This window comes from Photobacterium carnosum, assembly GCF_021236965.1.
GTDB lineage: Bacteria > Pseudomonadota > Gammaproteobacteria > Enterobacterales > Vibrionaceae > Photobacterium > Photobacterium carnosum.
Genome location: NZ_WMDN01000016.1, coordinates 58237 through 75454 on the forward strand (window position 1 = coordinate 58237; position 17218 = coordinate 75454).

The following is a 17218-nucleotide window of genomic DNA, read 5'->3' on the forward strand; positions in this document are numbered from 1 at the left end:
GCGATGGGTGCTAAATCGTGGACATTTACTCTGCGGTTAAGCCGACCAATGGTAATAATTCAGCAAGCGCACTAATTTCAATATCAGGTAAACAATTACCCGTTGTCGACGTTAATACTCGCTGCTGATCGTTATACCAACAAGCTTGTAAACCATGTAGTTTGGCGCCAAAAACATCCGTATGCAGATGATCACCCACGTGCAAAATTTGTTCAGCCGGAATATTTAAATGATCAATGGCACAGGTAAATAAATCTGCTTCTGGCTTGGCTAGTCCATCACGTCCGGCTTGGTAAATGGCACTAAAATAATCGGCCAAACCAATCTTTTGCGGATCGACATTACCATTAGTGATCCCCACCAAGGGTAATTTCGCGCTCAGTAACGCTAACACGCGATGTGTTTCAGCGGGAACATCAACTTTATTGCGCTCAACCAATACTAACTCTAGCCCTTGGCAAGCCGCTAATTCAGCGTCTTTAAGTCGCCATCCTAACTGCATAAAGTTAATTTTTAACGCTTCATACCGCCATGCACTAACATCATGGATCAAACTAGAATCAACCGCGGCAAGTTGCTGCTTTAAGCGCTGCCAATCATCACGACTGATCACCATTGAAGCGGGTAATAGCTGAGCTAGCCAGTCAAACATCGCTTGTTCTGCACGTACAATCACCGGATGGTTATCATATAGCGTGTCATCAAGATCAAACGTAAGGGCATTAATCTGGCCTAACTGACGATAAAATTGCATGGTTGTTCCTAAACGTGATAAAGCATTAACGGCGTTTGGCGCGAGGATGAGCAGCATCGTAAACTTTGGCTAAATGCTGAAAATCAAGATGGGTATAAATTTGAGTAGTGGTTAAATTCGCATGGCCCAATAATTCTTGTACTGCACGTAAATCGCCACTGGATTCCAACATATGTGTCGCAAAACTATGGCGTAATTTATGCGGATTAATATGGCTTGATACGGCTTGCTTCTGACCCCATTCAGCCATTCTTTTTTGAACATTGCGGTTTGAAATGCGATGTCCAAGTTTAGACACAAACAATCCTGTTTCATCGGCATGGGCAATATTGCCACGTAACTTAAGCCAATTAGCAACCCATTCACGAGCTAAACCTGCAAATGGCACAATCCGTTCTTTATCACCTTTACCAATGACCCGTAAATCGCCTTTGGTTAAACTAATATCACGCACATTCAAATTAACTAATTCAGATAGACGTAAGCCAGCGCCATACATCAATTCCATTATCGCCCGATCACGAATGGCTAATGGATCGTCATCCTTAACATCAAGTAATTGATTCATTTCATCAACATCAAGATTTTTAGGTAATGGTCGCGCTTTACGTGGTGCAGATACCCCTTTGGCAGGATTGGCAGGCAATATTTGTTGACGCACTAAATAATCAAAAAAACTACGTAATGCAGATAACCGCATCGCCAAACTACTGGCTTTAAGACCACTACGCATCCCTTTACTGGCAATTTGCCGTACCCAACCTGCATCGACTTGTTGCCAGTTTTCAACCCCAAGTTCTAACAATTGTTCGGCTATACAGGTTAATTGGCGTTTATAATTTTGCTGTGTATGAATGCTAAATTCACGCTCACTGCGTAAATATTCATAAAAAAGCGCTAAAGGTTGTTCAAAACTTGGGGGAAGCGTAGTCACAGAAACCTCGGTCATTCGTGGCATTAATAATAATAACCACGATTAAATACTACTATTGAATAAATTGACCATCAAACACATGGGCAACAGGACCTGTCATAAATAACGGTTTGCCTTCACCCGCCCAACGAATATATAAATTACCACCCGGTAAGCAGACTTTAACATTTTCATCGAGTAAGCCTTGGCTCTGACCAATCGCAACCGCTGCACAAGCACCACTACCACAAGCTTGAGTTTCACCTGCACCGCGCTCATACACCCGTAATTTAACCGTACCGCGATCAATCACTTCCATGAAACCAGCATTAACACGATCAGGAAAACGTTCGTGTGACTCAAGTAATGGTCCTAATGTTTCAACAGCCGCAGTGTCAACATCATCAACAATAGTGACACAATGTGGATTACCCATACTAACCGCACCACAAAATAGTGTTTGCTCACCCACACGTAACAAATACGTTTTTTCTGCCTGCTTCGCTCGCATCGGAATTTTAGCAGGTTCAAAATTGGGCACACCCATATTGACCGTAACTTGGCCATCACTTTCGAGCTTTAACACCATTTTTCCCGCTTTAGTACTCACGGAAATATGATATTTATTAGTTAGTCCTTTCATTGAGACAAAGCGCGCAAAACAACGGGCACCATTACCGCATTGTTCAACTTCACTACCATCTGCATTAAAAATACGGTAGTGAAAATCCGTTTCAGGATCATACGGCGGCTCAACCACCAATAACTGGTCAAAACCAATACCACGATGACGATCGGCTAAACGGCGAATCGCATCGGGAGAAAAAAATACATTTTGCGTAACACAATCTACAACAACAAAATCATTGCCGAGCCCATGCATTTTGGAAAAGTTAATCTGCATGATGTTCCTTAATTATTAAGCTTCAGTTGCGACGACAATCATTCAACAAGATATTCATGCTGCCAAAGTTGCTCTAACGTTTCACGCGCACGCACTAAATGTACTTGTCGACCATCAACCATTACTTCAGCAACACGAGGACGAGAATTATAATTAGAGGCCATTACGAAACCATAAGCACCCGCAGACCTTACAGCAAGTAAGTCATTCGGTGCTAAACATAAATGGCGATCTTTACCAATAAAGTCACCGGTTTCACAAATAGGTCCCACTAAATCATAACACTGATGTTCACCCTGACGAGGGATCACAGGCACAATATCTTGCCATGCTGAATACAATGTCGGTCGAATCAAATCATTCATCGCCGCATCAATAATGGCAAAATTTTTATATTGAGTATGCTTTAAAAATTCAACTTTGGTCAGCAATACTCCAGCATTAGCAGCAATCGCACGCCCAGGCTCAAAAATTAATTCCAGCTCTGGATAAATGGCTAAACGAGACAATAAAGCGGTCGCATACTCAGCAGGTAATGGCGGTTGCTCATCGTTATACGTCACCCCTAAGCCACCACCGAGATCTAAATGTTTAATCTCAATCCCAACCGATTTCAATTCATCAACTAATGCTAACAAACGTTCAGTTGCATCAATAAAAGGTTTTACTTCCGTCAACTGTGAACCAATATGGCAATCCATTCCAACCACGTTAAGGTGCGGTAATTGCTGTGCTAATTGATATACTTCAAGCGCACGTTCACGCGCAATACCAAATTTATTATCGCGTAGCCCCGTTGAAATATAAGGGTGAGTATTGGCATCAACATCAGGGTTAATACGTAGTGAAATTGGGGCAATTTTCCCTAATTGACCCGCAACATAGTTCAAGCGTTCTAATTCAGGCTCAGATTCAACATTAAAACATTTAATTCCCAGCTCAAGTGCGCGTTCCATTTCTGCTATTGTTTTACCTACACCAGAAAAAACCACTTTAGCCGGATCGCCACCAGCAGCTAATACGCGCTCTAACTCGCCCAAAGACACAATATCAAACCCTGAACCTAAACGTGCGAGGACATTCAACACCCCAAGGTTAGAGTTCGCTTTTACCGCATAACAAATCAAATGCGGGTGAGTGGCGACCGCTTGATCAAAGGCATGCCAATGACGTTCTAACGTTGCACGAGAGTAAACATAAAGCGGTGTGCCATATTGTGTCGCTAACTCGGCCAATGCGACGTCTTCCGCCCATAGTTGTCCATCTTGCTGGTAATTAAAGTAATCCAATGCTTTCCTTCCCTGTCTTGTTGACTATTGAACTGCGACTAAATCATCATCGCAACAATATTATTGTGGTTGATGTTGTTGTGGTGCATCTTTTGGCATGTACAGTGGGCCACTTTGACCACAGCCAGTTAAAATTAACGATCCTAAGACCAAAATTGCTAATAAACCTTTGTGCATAATTCAAAGCCAGTGATAATCATTTCAATGACCTCTATAATCGCACCAAGAATAAGAAATGCAATAGGACGTAATAGTATGAATGATACTGAATTTCACCAACTGGCTGATCTGGCACTGATGCAAATCGAAGAAGGCATTGATGAATCAGGTGTAGATATTGAACCTGAAACTACAGGTAACGTACTAACATTAGAATTTGCCAACCGTAGCCAAATTGTCATTAATCGCCAAGAACCATTACATGAACTATGGTTAGCTTCAAAATCAGGTGGTTACCATTTTAAATACACCGGTAATGAGTGGCGTTGTACCCGTAGCGATAAAGAATTATTTGCGCTACTTAAACAAGAGTGCAGCATACATGCAGGTGAGACTGTCGCTTGGTAATGCGTTTTTCTCTAATAACTGCCATAAAAAAAGCCTTCAATAATAATGAAGGCTTTTTTTTAAATACATCATTATCAATATCGTTAATTTAAGCGAATACCATTATTTGTTGATTCACTATTATCTTGACGACGAGGAACTTGACCACTCTTAAACGGCAATACTTGTAACTCGCCTTTATCATTATGAGCAATATTGTAAAACTGCGGCAAATTAAAATTGATAAAATTAGCACTGTAACTAAAACGATCTTGTGATGAAGTATAGAAACGATTCACACCATGGACCATTTCATCTTTATTACCATTACACTGACGATACACTTCCATTTGATTGGTTTCATCTAGAATATAGATATTGAAACCTTGGTCACAATCTTCAAAAAAGAATTGAATCAAACCTTCACTGGCATAAGCATCAACAATTTCAGGCGGATGTGGTTCATCGGTTTTACCCATCACTACTTTCGGAATATCACTGACTTTATTTGATGAAATACAGCTATAGAAATCGACTGAATTTTCAAGTCGCTGTACTGAAACGCCACGACGTTCAAAGAATAAACCATACGTTTCATCAGCCATATGTACGGCTTTAAAACGACGGCGCTTTTCCTCTTCAACGGGTTTTAAGCGCATTTCAATACACTCAGCCACCAATTGATAAACCACATTACGAATTAAACCACGCATATGTTTGCTATAACAGAACACATCAATCGCTTCTGGAGGAATAGCATCGTGGTGCATTTTACCTAACATGGTTTTTAAAGCATCCAACATCGCATTTTTGCCACTGAAGTTTAGCGTTCGTACTTCATTCCACGAATTACGGTAAACCAAATCCACACTACCCACTAAGCATTTTTGCTCAGGGCCATAACTGAATATATCGGTGGTTTTAAAATCAAACCGTACTGAGCGATTTTTAAGCTCTGTGGTTGGATCGTTTTCTAAATTAACAAACAAACCTAATTGGCGAATCTCACACGGGCTTGATAATGCTTGTAGACCAGGGTGTGGACGACGAATTGGAAAGGTATTACGAATATCACTCACCAATTGATATAACTTGTCCAAATCCATATCAGCATTACGTGCCACCGTATGCAAATGGGTCGATTCTGTTAGCAAACCATTAAAATAACTCCACGCAACTAATTTAGATAAGTAGCGGTTATGCTCTAATGATGGTTGACCTAAAATATATTTCGCCTCTATCGGCTGCTTATATAAATACCAACCTGCAGTATTAGTTCGCCCTTCAGGTACCTGAATAAAGCTTAAATCAGGTTCATGTAAATCTGGCGATATTTGCGGATTTAATAACGTTACCTTACCTGGCAATACCTCAAACGCAGCATATAATTTACGCGCAAGAATACTGATATCTTCAGGACTAATAGCTGAAGTAATATCATTACGACGAGCAAAGCGAATAAGATTTCGATAACTAAGCATCAACGCATCAAGCAGCTCATTATGGGCCTGCTTAACCAGAGAGACCTTCCAATTACGGCGATTATCAAGTGCTGCGACAACATCCGTTGACCATTGCCATTGCTCAGTTAAATGTTGCAACGCCTGTCGACGCCACACTACCGAACCAGATGCGGGCTTGCGAGTTAATTTCTCATGGGTTTTAAGATAAAAACAACGACGCACCAAATCGAGACGACGATGATCATCAATGCGTTCTAAATAACGGGTTACTTTTTCAAGCATTAAATAGTAAGCATCCATACAGTATTCACTGCGATCTTCAGCAAAGAAACGACGCTTACCATCAAGGCTTAATAATTGTGTATGCGGGTATTCCCATGAATAAGCTTCAAGCAAAATAGCTTTTAATACCGATTTATACGGAGAATCGATACTTTTATATAACTGCCACAAACTGGAACCAAAATATTCTTCGGCAGGAATACGCATCAAGCCACCAAAATCAATCCATTGGTCGCGCTGAATATGCCCTTTCGCAACCAGATCATCGATATATTGGTCATAGCACTCTTCCATCTCTGGCGGCACCATAAACCATAATAGCGGTAATCCAGCCAAACACACGGCTGAACGATAAAATTCATCTAACAATAATAAATGCTGACTTGAGCCACAGTTTTCACCGGTCATGGCTTCAGAAAAATTTTCACGGAAACGGTTTTCGTCGATCAAAAAGAAGTTAGCTTCAACCCCTTGTTCCATCGCCCATTGAGAAACCAAGCTACATTTATTATCGAGAATTTCTCGGCTTTGACAGTTTAATGAAGTGGGGATGCACACCCAAATATCGAGATCGCTGGTGAGACTTTGTCCCATAGAAGAAGTACTACCCATGGCGTAAAGGCCAGTAATTGGGCAGTCGGTATCAGCAACCAAGATCGGGTCAATCGGCATTTTTGCTGTACGCGCACAATTATTAACAAATTGCTGTTGCACGTCAGTCACGACAAAATGCGCAATTCCCTGCGGCACTTGTTGATCAAGATACCCGGGCAAGGCTGGGTGGTTATAATGTAATAAGACAGGTAACAGATCAAAAATCTGTACCGACAGCTCACTCATTGCTAAACGCGCTCGTTCAATACGAAGCTCAGTCAATGAATCCAGTCTACCTTTTAGCGTCTTGATATAATTTTGCAAATTACTCTTCCAAGAGCTAGCAGTGTTAGTGCGGCCCGCAGTTTTGCCATTAATAGCGTAAATTTTATTCGAAATGAGAAAAAAACGTGATCAATGTATCATTTTTAATGCCGACGGTAAAGATAATGCCAAGCATGCCCAATAACAACTGCCTCTGATTCATCCATAATCGTCAGACCCTACATCGTCGTAATAACTAACAATCAACAATATTGTTGTAATAAGAAATCAATCAACGACTTATTGCGATAAATATCACATTTTTTAGGAATATTAGCTACACAATAACGCTTGGAATCAGGAACCGCAATACACGAATTATCATCCATGCTTAGGTAGTGGTACGATACTAAGCAGAAAAAATAATAACCTAGGTTAACGGACCCTATTTACTATGATAACAACTCAACCGATTCGCATTGCTACACGCAAAAGCCCATTAGCTATGTGGCAAGCAGAATTTGTCAAAGCTGAACTTGAACAAGCTCATCCAGGTCTCGTTGTTGAGCTCTTACCTATGGTAACAAAAGGCGATATTATTTTAGATACGCCTTTAGCAAAAGTGGGCGGAAAAGGCCTCTTTGTTAAAGAACTCGAAATCGCAATGCTTGAAGGTCGCGCAGATATTGCGGTGCACTCAATGAAAGACGTGCCCGTTGAATTTCCTGAAGGACTTGGCTTAGTCACAATTTGTGAACGTGACGATCCACGCGATGCGTTTGTTTCTAATAAGTACGACTCAATCGATGATTTGCCTCAAGGTGCAATTGTCGGCACATCAAGCTTACGTCGTCAGTGCCAATTACGATCTCAACGTCCCGATCTGATCGTTAATGACCTTCGAGGCAATGTGAATACCCGTCTACGTAAGCTCGATGAAGGCCAATATGATGCCATCATTTTAGCAGCGGCGGGCCTAAAACGCCTTAAAATGAATGACCGTATTCGCTGTGAAATTGCCCCAGAAACTAGCCTACCCGCAGTGGGTCAAGGTGCTGTTGGCATTGAATGTCGTTTGGATGATCAACACGTACGTCAATTGCTAACACCGCTTAATCACCAACCAACAGCGACGCGGGTTCTGTGTGAGCGTGCGATGAATAATCGCCTTCAAGGTGGTTGCCAAGTGCCGATTGGTAGCTATTCAGAACTGCAGGGCGATATGATTTGGTTACGTGCGTTAGTGGGTGAACCTGATGGCAGTATCATTGTTCGCGCTGAAATTAGTGGCCCAATTGCAAATGCTGAACAGTTAGGTGAAACCTTAGCGGATGAATTATTAGCCAAGGGCGCTAAAGATATCCTTGACCGTTTATACGGTAACGCCTAATGACCGTGCTGATCACCCGTCCTGCACCAGAATGCGATCAATTAGTCGCACGACTTAATCAAGTGGCGATCAGCGCTATTGCTCAACCTTTACTCGAGGTGAAGCAAGGCAAATATATAAATAAATTAATAGAACAAATTCAACAACTGCAACAGGGTGATTATGTCATTGCAGTTAGTTATCATGCAGTACGTTTTGCAGCTGATTACTTGATTTCACAAGGTGCAGAATGGCCAAAAAACATGCATTATATAGCCGTTGGCGATAAGACAGCAGCTGCTTTAGCACATGCCTGTCAACAACCAGTGAGTTCACCTAAAGGTAGTCATGATAGCGAAGCACTATTAGCCCTACCTGAACTGGCTAATATTCACCAACGTAGAGTATTAATCTTACGAGGTAATGGTGGACGCGAATTAATCTATCAAGCATTAACCGCTCGCCAAGCTCAAGTCAGCTATTGTGAAACTTATCAACGATGCTGGCTTGCTCTCGATGCAACACGATTAGTCCAACAATGGCAACAACAGCAAATTCACGCTCTAGTTGTCACAAGCAATGAACAATTAATATACTTAACGGGATTGATCCCAATTGAGGATTTGACTTGGCTTTATAATTGCCATCTTTTCGTACCAAGTCAACGAATCGCAGACCAAGCATCGACACTTGGCTACAGACATATTTCCACCGTGGGAAGCGCCGCTAATCAGGCCTTATTCACGTTCCTAAAAAGCAACGTAAGCTAACGGAATAATTAGGATGACAGACAAAACAACCAACACAAACTCAACTGCAGCGCCATCATCGAAAGAAAAGCCTGCTGTTAGTGCCTCAAAAAATAGTACTTCAAACACAACCAAAACAGCACCTGCTGCTAAACAAAAAAAAGCAGGTAGCAAAACCGGTTGGGTTGCGATTGCGCTGGTATTAGCACTGGGTGGTGGCCTTTACTATCACGGTCATCAGCAAGGTCTACAGCAGCAACAGCAAGTTGCCGCTTTACAGCAACAAATTGTGACCATGAAAGCCGCCATGCAAGCTGACCAACAGCAAACTATTTCAATGATGAATGACGAACTTAGCACTGCCCAGCAGAAAGTTGAGCAAGGCATTAGCCAACAACAAAAATCCATTGATTCAATTCAAACGGCGATTGCTGATTTAAAAGGCCAAGAGCCTAACGATTGGTTATTAGCAGAAGCTGATTACTTGGTTAAAATGGCTGGCCGTAAGCTATGGTTAGAACATGACGTTACCAGTGCAACGTTATTATTAGAAGCGGCAGATCATCGTATTGCAGAGCTTAACGACCCAAGCCTTAAAGGTCTTCGTCAAGCAATGAGCAATGACATTACGGCATTAAAATCAGTCACAGTGGTTGATCGTGATGGTATCGTATTGCGTCTTAATAGCCTAGAAAACAGTATTGATAACTTACCATTAGCCAATGCGATTTTAGCTAAAGCTGAGCCACAACAAAATCCAACCGTTAGCCAATCTGTTAATGATTGGAAAAATAATTTAATGACGTCACTTAAAAACTTTGGTGAAAATTTCATTACTTACCGCAAGCGTGATGGCAGTGTTGTACCGTTACTATCACCGCAGCAAGATTTCTATCTTCAGCAAAATATCACCAACAAACTTGAGACAGCTATCGCCGCTGTATACCGCGATCAAGGTCAAGTCTACCGTGATTCAATTGCCACAGCGATCAAGTGGTCACAACAATACTACGACTTATCATCACCAAAAACTCAAAGCTTTATTGCTGGCCTACAACAACTAGAACAACAAAATGTTGCGGTTGATTATCCCGCTAAGTTGCAATCACAAGCATTGATCACTCAACTAGTGAATCAAGTGTTACGTAATAAAATGACTACTCTTAGCGAACCTGTTGCAGTGAAAGCAACCCAACCTGCACCTAAAAATGCAGAGCCTGCAGTAAAAAAAGTAGTTAAAAAACACATCAAACAAGCAACAATTGCAGAAAACACACCAGCCGATAATAAAGCAGTCGTGACTTACACCACTAAAGAGGAAACCAAATAATGATTAAATTGTTGTTATTGGTCATCGCTCTGATTGCCGGTATCATTGTCAGCCCTGATCTTGCTGGCCATCAAGGCTATGTATTGATCTCGTTTGCCAATCAAACCATTGAAATGAGTTTAACCACACTTATTATTGTGGCGATAGCTATCGTCGCGATCTTCTTCGTGCTTGAATTTATTTTACGTCGCTTGTTTTCTTTTGGTAGCTCAACCCGTGGTTGGTTTAGTGGCCGTCAAGTTCGCAATGCGCGCCGTAATACCGCTGAAGGACTATTGAAGGTTGCTGAAGGTGATTGGAAAATAGCTGAAAAAATGCTGTTTAAATCGGCTAAATATAGTGATGCACCGATTCTAAATTACTTAGCTGCCGCAGAAGCCGCGCAAGGACTGGGTAAAACCCAACAACGCGATCAATATTTGCAACTAGCAGCAGAGCAAGACACGGAAAGCCTTGCAGTAGCATTGACTCGCGCTAAGCTTCAAATTCGTCAACAACAATTTGAACAAGCACTCGCGACCTTACAAGATGTGCAGCCAACCAGCCCGCATAACCCAATGATACTGAGCCTATTAAAGCAGTGTTACTTACAATTAGAAGATTGGAAAGCACTGCAAGTATTGCTACCCCAATTAACCAAAGCGGATGTAATCACTGCCGCAGAAGCCACCCAACTGCATCTTCAAGCACAATGTGGTCAACTGCACCATCTTAGCCAACAAAACGGCAGTGATGGATTAATGGGTTACTGGAACAGTCTCAATCGTAAAGATAAACACAATCCAGCTCTCGTAGCGTGTTTTGTTAAAGAGATGATAGTTCGCCATGCTGATTCCGATGCATTTCCTATCTTGCGCGATACCGTTAAGAAAAACCCTGAGCCAGCGTTAATTAGCTTAATGCCACAATTAACGCTGCCAGATCGTCATCCGGCCATTGTGAGCCTACAAGATTTATTAGCCAACAACGGTAATAATCCAGCCTTACAAAGTGCATTAGGGCAGATGTTAATGGCAGATCAACAATGGCAACCTGCTAAAGAGCACCTAGAAAAAGCGATCGCATTACGTCCTGACGTTACCGATTATGCTCACCTTGTTGCAACGCTTGAACAACTTGGCGACACACAAGCCGCAGCTGAAGTTTCTCGTCAAGCGCTACAATTAGCAAAACCCGATCAAGCTTAAATTTCAAGCCTGAAAAAGCGCCTTAATGGCGCTTTTTTTTCGTCTAAATAACAACTTTAACATTTACTTGTTTCTATATGTAAACAGCCATTACAAGGTATATCCACCCCATTGCTCTTAACCAACAAACACTATTCAATAGCAGCTTACCCCTTTTTATTTAACATTTGGATAACTGTTATGGATATGCTTCCTTGGATCATTGTTTCAGGTATTGTAGTATCTGTGATTGTTGGCGTAATGATGGCTGTATTAATTAAACACGCTGATTAATAAACAAACACTAATAAAAAAGCCTCCCAGTGGGAGGCTTTTTTACACATAACCATTAAAACATTCATTCTAAATCATGATATTAATTCGAGCGTTTGTTTCGTCTTACGTAATTGCTTATCAAATTTCTTTACTACTTTAGCCGCTTTTTTTAAGAGCTTATTTTTTTTCTTAGCTAACTTTTTCAGTTTATCTGTCTGCTCTAACAACCTCTCTGACTGTTCAAGCTCATCTGTCTGCTCAGCAATTATTACTCTTTCAATTCGACGTTGCTCAACCGCGGTTGGCATTGGTAAGTAGTGAACATTAATCATATCAGGAGCAGGGGCTGCTGAAGCTACCAACGTCACTATAGATGGTACTATTGGTGTTAATGTCGCGGCCGTTGATGACGCAGTATTAGTTAAGCGGCTTGGTTTACACAAGTAGTCTTTATCACTTGCAACCCTCGTACAGGTTGCACAAATAAATTTAGGCTCACTGACAATCTTAATGATCGTCGCAAATTGATCCGCAATTTCAGCACGACGATACTTACACAACGACTTTACCATCAATATACCCTCACTACAGCTCACCAAAACCACGACATTAAACGATAATGATTCGTAATTCCAGCGATGTATGCTATACCGATTTCAATGGGGGCATTATTATTTTAGATCGTCATTATTTTTCATGCCGGCTTTAACATAAATATCAAACCGATTTTTCTTAGTCTCAATCGCCATCGAAGGCTTCGCATTTGCTAAAAATTCAGCATAATCCGGACGCTTAACCACAATTCGTTTAGTGGCCAACGCATACGCTGGCGCAAACAATTCATCGGCATCTAAATCAGCACCAACCAGTGTTTGGAATACGCGCATTTCTTTTTTCACTAATGCCGATTTCTTTTTATGTGGATACATCGGATCTAAATAAATCACTTCAGGAGCAACAAAATCTTTATCAGCGGCTAACTGCAATAAAGCATCTTGGCTCGATGCATGTAATAACTGCATCCGCTCACTGACCCAATGACCAATTTCAGGATCAGCTTTAGCGCGAGCTAAACCATCATCAAGTAACGCTGCCACCACCGGATGACGCTCAACCAATTGTACCTTACAGCCCAATGATGCTAATACAAACGCATCGCGGCCTAAACCGGCGGTTGCATCTAATACCGTTGGGGTTAACCCATTTTTTAGCCCTACCGCTTTAGCAATCGCTTGACCACGACCACCACCAAATTTACGACGGTGTGCCACTGCACCGCTGGCTAAATCAACAAATACAGCACCAAGTTTAGGCTCATCTAACTTACGCAGCTCTAATTGGTTAGCGGTTAACACTAACGCAAAGCAGCTGTGTTCGTCATGCGTCAATCCCCAGCGGGCGGCAAGTTGATCTAATTCAGGCTGACGTTGAGGAACTTCACAAAGTAAGGCTAGTTGCACTGCATTCTCCGATATCAAACAATATCTATCTCACTCATTATTGGAGATAGAAGCTATAGGCGGCGAATTATAGCACTACAAATCAAGCTTGGCTCTGGTATCACAACCTAACATAAGGATAAGATAGACCATGCTATTAGCCAGTGAATAACTTACCTCGCTAGAAAGGAATTGTGATGAATATAGCTGTTCGCATCGATGATTTAGATCGCGACATTCTTAATGCGTTAATGACAGATGCACGAGTGCCCTACGCTGAAATGGCGAAACGCTTCAATGTCAGCCCAGCCACGGTGCATGTTCGTGTTGAAAAAATGCGAGCCTCTCAAATTATTACTGGCACCGAAGTAATCGTTAACCCCAAATTATTAGGCTATGACGTGTGCTGTTTTATTGGCATCAACCTTTATGCTGCGCGTGATTACCACTCTGCGCTTGAAAAGCTTAATCAACTCGATGAAGTTGTCGAAGCATATTACACCACGGGAGCTTACAATATTTTCGTTAAATTAATGTGCCATTCAATCGAAGAATTACAGCACGTACTGATTAATAAACTGCAAGTGATTGAAGAAGTACAATCAACTGAAACCTTAATTTCACTGCAAAACCCGATCAATCGAAACGTGAAACCGTAGCGATAATTTTCCATAAAAAAAGCGAGCCAAAGCTCGCTTCTTATTACTCTAAAAATAAAGACTATTTTTTCAAGTTTAATCCACGCTCAGCGCCTTCTGCCGCCAACCACTCTGCCACTGTTTTCGCAAAATAGGTCAACACACCATCAGCTCCAGCACGCTTAAAGCACATTAATGATTCCATCACGGTTTCACGCTCTTTAAGCCAACCATTTTGAAAAGCCGCCATATGCATCGCATATTCACCAGACACTTGGTAAGCATAGGTAGGTACTTGTAGCTCAGATTTTACACGACGTACCACATCTAAATATGGCATCCCCGGCTTCACCATCACCATATCAGCACCTTCGCTGATATCCATTGCCACTTCATGCAACGCTTCATCACTATTGGCTGGATCCATCTGGTAAGTTTTTTTATCACCACCTTTAAGATTAGCCGTAGAACCAACTGCATCACGAAACGGGCCATAGTAATTCGACGCATATTTAGCTGAGTAAGCCATAATTTGCGTATTAATATGACCCGCTTGCTCTAGTGCTTCACGGATTGCGCCAATGCGACCATCCATCATGTCAGAAGGAGCAATAACATCAGCCCCCGCATCAGCATGAGATAACGCTTGTTTGATCAAAATATCCGTGGTGATGTCATTAAGTACATAACCTTCATCATCAATAATACCGTCTTGACCATGAACCGTGAACGGATCTAAAGCCACATCGGTGATCACACCTAACTCAGGTACATGCGCTTTTAAAGCACGTACTGCAGTTTGCACTAAACCATCAACGTTATACGCTTCTTCTGCTAATTCAGATTTAAACGGCTGTGATACAACGGGAAATAACGCAATTGCAGGCACACCAAGACTGGCGATATACGCGGCTTCTTCTAACAATAAATCAATTGATAAACGCTCAATACCCGGCATTGAAGCCACACTTTCGCGACGATTAGTGCCTTCAAGGACAAACATCGGATAAATAAGATCATTAACTGATAACTGGTTTTCCGCCATCAAACGACGACTAAAATCATGCTTACGAACTCGACGCATACGACGTCCAGGAAACGCACCTTGAATAGATACTGACACGGTAAACTCCTTACAGATTAATGAATATTGATAGTATCACTCACACCACAAAGGTGGGATCAAATTACAAAAAAAGCTTGGCTAACTTGGTAAGAATTATTAACAACGTCGGCTGTTGATTCACCACGACACTCAGCAATGACGGCTGCAATATGCGGTAAATACAGGGGTTCATTACGACTTGATTTTGGCTTGGGGCGATAATCACGTGGCAATAAATAAGGACCATCGGTTTCAATCATTAACCGTTGGCTTGGAATATCTCTCACTATTTGACGCAACTCAGTACCACGGCGCTCATCACAGATCCAACCAGTAATGCCAATATGTAAATCAAGTGCCAAACAATCATGTAACTCTTGTCGTGAGCCAGTAAAACAGTGCACAACCGCAGCTGGTAATTTATCACGCCATGGTTTTAGAATGGCTAAAAAGCGTTCATGCGCATCACGGCAATGCATAAATACTGGCATGTTTAACTCTGCAGCTAACGCCAATTGAGCTTCAAACACCGCTTCTTGTTGCGAACGCGGTGAAAAATCCCGATTAAAATCCAACCCACACTCACCAATGGCAACTACTTGTGGCAATTGCGCTAAAGCACGAATTTGTGGCAAGGCGAAATCTGTCACCGATGTTGCATCATGTGGGTGAACACCAGCAGTGCTATAACAATAATTAGGCCATTGTTGTGCCAGTTGCTGAGCGGCAATACTTTCTTCGATACTGGTGCCAGTAATGACCAGTCCTGTCACCCCGACCGTTTTGGCGCGAGCAATAACATCGGCGCGATCTTTATCAAAGCGACTATTGGTAAGGTTAATGCCAATATCTATCATTTCTTTTCCATCCTTTGATGAACACGTATTCACTGCAGTATATCGAGCTCGGTATTGACTGACTATGCGATAATCACACCAATATGCAGACACAAAAAAACCGACACTAAGGTCGGTTTTGTTCATCATCACAGGGTATAAACCCTATTCTTTGCTGATGCTCTTTACGTCTTGCTGTTCATCTTCATCGTCATATTCGTCTTCATCATCTTTACGAATGTAAAAACGTGAGAAGAATAAACCGACTTCAAAGAGCAAGCACATCGGAATAGCTAACAAAGTCTGAGATAAAATATCAGGCGGTGTTAACAACATACCGACCACAAACGCGGCCACGACAATGTATGGGCGTTTACTGCGTAACGTTTCAGGATCGGTAGCACCGGTCCAACACAACAGAATAATCGCTACAGGGATCTCAAATGCAATACCGAACGCCATAAATAACGACAATACGAAATCGAGATAACTAGAAATATCTGTTGCAACTTCAACCCCTTGCGGAGCGACGCTGGTAAAGAACTTAAACACCAATGGAAACACAACAAAATAAGCAAACGCAACACCGGCATAGAACAGCAATGAGCTGGAAACCAGTAATGGCATAATAAGCTTACGTTCATGCTTGTATAAACCTGGCGCTACAAAAGCCCACAGTTGATACAAAATCATTGGTACAGCAATAAAAACAGCGGTAACTAAAGTGAGTTTTATCGGTGTAAAGAACGGTGACGCAACATCCGTTGCAATCATAGTCGCACCAATTGGCATACGTTCAACCAAAGGTGCAGCTACAAACGCGTAAATGTCTTTCGAAAACCAAACAATACAGACAAAAACCACCAGCACGCTGATGAGAGAGCGCAGAATCCGTGTACGCAGCTCAAGTAAATGGCTGAATAACGGCTGCGAATCTTCGACAGTCGACATAGTGATGTAATTTATTCCTGCTTATTAGAAGTCGTTGCTGAGGGTTGCTCGCTTTTATCAGCATAGGGACGTTGCACATCAGAAGCGACTTTTTTAAGTTCATCAACCGACTCTTGCAATTCAGGCGCAATGTCCTTCATTCCCATTTGCTCAGCTTTTTTTAAATTGGCTTGCAGTTCCTGAATTTTCAGTTCCTGAGTCAATTCATCTTTGACTGAGTTTGCCATATTACGGGCAGCACCTATCCACTGCGATACAGTACGTATCGCAACGGGTAGACGTTCCGGCCCCAGTACTACCAATCCCACCACGGAGATCAGCACTAACTCCCAGAACCCGATATCAAACAC

Annotated in this window: 18 protein-coding genes; 6 read left to right on the forward strand and 12 right to left on the reverse strand. The window is 42.0% G+C overall.

Translation table 11 applies throughout. The features are described 5' to 3' along the window. Positions 1 to 25: 25 nt before the first annotated feature. The 5 genes from yigB to lptM are packed head-to-tail and all read right to left on the reverse strand — an operon-like array spanning position 26 to position 4037. On the reverse strand, positions 26 to 754 hold the full coding sequence (gene yigB / locus GLP24_RS14440; protein ID WP_232616190.1) for a 5-amino-6-(5-phospho-D-ribitylamino)uracil phosphatase YigB: 729 nt from the start codon (positions 752 to 754) through the stop codon (positions 26 to 28). Between the two features lie 25 nt (positions 755 to 779). Continuing rightward, positions 780 to 1703 (reverse strand): tyrosine recombinase XerC, encoded by a 924-nt coding sequence (gene xerC, locus GLP24_RS14445; RefSeq protein ID WP_101769590.1) that lies wholly within the window; start codon positions 1701 to 1703, stop codon positions 780 to 782. 37 nt (positions 1704 to 1740) lie between these two features. After that, entirely contained in the window at positions 1741 to 2571 is an 831-nt protein-coding gene (gene dapF / locus GLP24_RS14450) for a diaminopimelate epimerase (protein ID WP_101769537.1), read from the reverse strand. 38 nt (positions 2572 to 2609) lie between these two features. Next, positions 2610 to 3860 (reverse strand): diaminopimelate decarboxylase, encoded by a 1251-nt coding sequence (lysA, locus tag GLP24_RS14455; protein ID WP_232603125.1) that lies wholly within the window; start codon positions 3858 to 3860, stop codon positions 2610 to 2612. Between the two features lie 60 nt (positions 3861 to 3920). Then, on the reverse strand, positions 3921 to 4037 hold the full coding sequence (gene lptM / locus GLP24_RS14460; RefSeq protein ID WP_080175487.1) for an LPS translocon maturation chaperone LptM: 117 nt from the start codon (positions 4035 to 4037) through the stop codon (positions 3921 to 3923). 78 nt (positions 4038 to 4115) lie between these two features. Here lptM and cyaY point away from each other — a divergent pair, with 78 nt between their 5' ends. After that, positions 4116 to 4427 carry an iron donor protein CyaY gene (gene cyaY / locus GLP24_RS14465; protein ID WP_101769536.1) on the forward strand — a complete coding sequence of 104 codons (312 nt, stop codon included), beginning with the start codon at positions 4116 to 4118 and terminating at the stop codon, positions 4425 to 4427. Between the two features lie 83 nt (positions 4428 to 4510). Here cyaY and GLP24_RS14470 read toward each other — a convergent pair whose 3' ends face one another. Continuing rightward, positions 4511 to 7069 carry a class I adenylate cyclase gene (locus tag GLP24_RS14470; protein ID WP_101769535.1) on the reverse strand — a complete coding sequence of 853 codons (2559 nt, stop codon included), beginning with the start codon at positions 7067 to 7069 and terminating at the stop codon, positions 4511 to 4513. 394 nt (positions 7070 to 7463) lie between these two features. Here GLP24_RS14470 and hemC point away from each other — a divergent pair, with 394 nt between their 5' ends. From hemC to GLP24_RS14490, 4 genes are read left to right on the forward strand one after another with little or no spacing between them, the layout of a single operon-like run. After that, entirely contained in the window at positions 7464 to 8399 is a 936-nt protein-coding gene (gene hemC / locus GLP24_RS14475) for a hydroxymethylbilane synthase (protein WP_232616191.1), read from the forward strand. Beyond that, positions 8399 to 9148 carry a uroporphyrinogen-III synthase gene (locus GLP24_RS14480; RefSeq protein WP_152654100.1) on the forward strand — a complete coding sequence of 250 codons (750 nt, stop codon included), beginning with the start codon at positions 8399 to 8401 and terminating at the stop codon, positions 9146 to 9148. Before hemC ends, GLP24_RS14480 begins: the two co-directional genes overlap by 1 nt. A 13-nt stretch (positions 9149 to 9161) precedes the next feature. After that, positions 9162 to 10457, forward strand: a complete 1296-nt coding sequence (gene hemX, locus GLP24_RS14485; RefSeq protein ID WP_232576192.1) for a uroporphyrinogen-III C-methyltransferase — start codon at positions 9162 to 9164, stop codon at positions 10455 to 10457. Further along, positions 10457 to 11644, forward strand: coding sequence for a heme biosynthesis HemY N-terminal domain-containing protein (locus GLP24_RS14490; protein ID WP_101769531.1), 1188 nt, complete (start codon positions 10457 to 10459; stop codon positions 11642 to 11644). The genes hemX and GLP24_RS14490 overlap by 1 nt, the downstream gene beginning before the upstream one ends. A 347-nt stretch (positions 11645 to 11991) precedes the next feature. On the opposite strand, the gene GLP24_RS14495 is transcribed toward GLP24_RS14490, so the two are convergent. Both GLP24_RS14495 and GLP24_RS14500 read right to left on the reverse strand, forming a co-directional pair. Further along, positions 11992 to 12471, reverse strand: coding sequence for a hypothetical protein (locus GLP24_RS14495; RefSeq protein ID WP_101769530.1), 480 nt, complete (start codon positions 12469 to 12471; stop codon positions 11992 to 11994). A 99-nt stretch (positions 12472 to 12570) separates the two neighbouring features. Beyond that, positions 12571 to 13359, reverse strand: a complete 789-nt coding sequence (locus GLP24_RS14500; protein ID WP_101769529.1) for a class I SAM-dependent methyltransferase — start codon at positions 13357 to 13359, stop codon at positions 12571 to 12573. A 176-nt stretch (positions 13360 to 13535) separates the two neighbouring features. Between GLP24_RS14500 and asnC the strand changes: the two genes are divergently transcribed. Next, a complete protein-coding gene (gene asnC / locus GLP24_RS14505) occupies positions 13536 to 13997 on the forward strand; it encodes a transcriptional regulator AsnC (protein WP_101769528.1) in 462 nt (153 codons plus the stop codon). 61 nt (positions 13998 to 14058) lie between these two features. On the opposite strand, the gene hemB is transcribed toward asnC, so the two are convergent. The 4 genes from hemB to tatB all read right to left on the reverse strand — a co-directional run bounded on the left by hemB (position 14059) and on the right by tatB (position 17218). After that, the gene (gene hemB, locus GLP24_RS14510; RefSeq protein WP_101769527.1) at positions 14059 to 15099 is read right to left on the reverse strand and encodes a porphobilinogen synthase; all 1041 of its coding nucleotides are present in this window, start codon (positions 15097 to 15099) and stop codon (positions 14059 to 14061) included. 59 nt (positions 15100 to 15158) lie between these two features. Next, on the reverse strand, positions 15159 to 15938 hold the full coding sequence (locus GLP24_RS14515) for a TatD family hydrolase (RefSeq protein ID WP_232616195.1): 780 nt from the start codon (positions 15936 to 15938) through the stop codon (positions 15159 to 15161). A 144-nt stretch (positions 15939 to 16082) separates the two neighbouring features. Next, positions 16083 to 16868, reverse strand: coding sequence for a Sec-independent protein translocase subunit TatC (tatC, locus tag GLP24_RS14520; protein WP_101769525.1), 786 nt, complete (start codon positions 16866 to 16868; stop codon positions 16083 to 16085). A gap of 11 nt (positions 16869 to 16879) precedes the next feature. Continuing rightward, positions 16880 to 17218, reverse strand: a complete 339-nt coding sequence (tatB, locus tag GLP24_RS14525) for a Sec-independent protein translocase protein TatB (protein WP_045036876.1) — start codon at positions 17216 to 17218, stop codon at positions 16880 to 16882.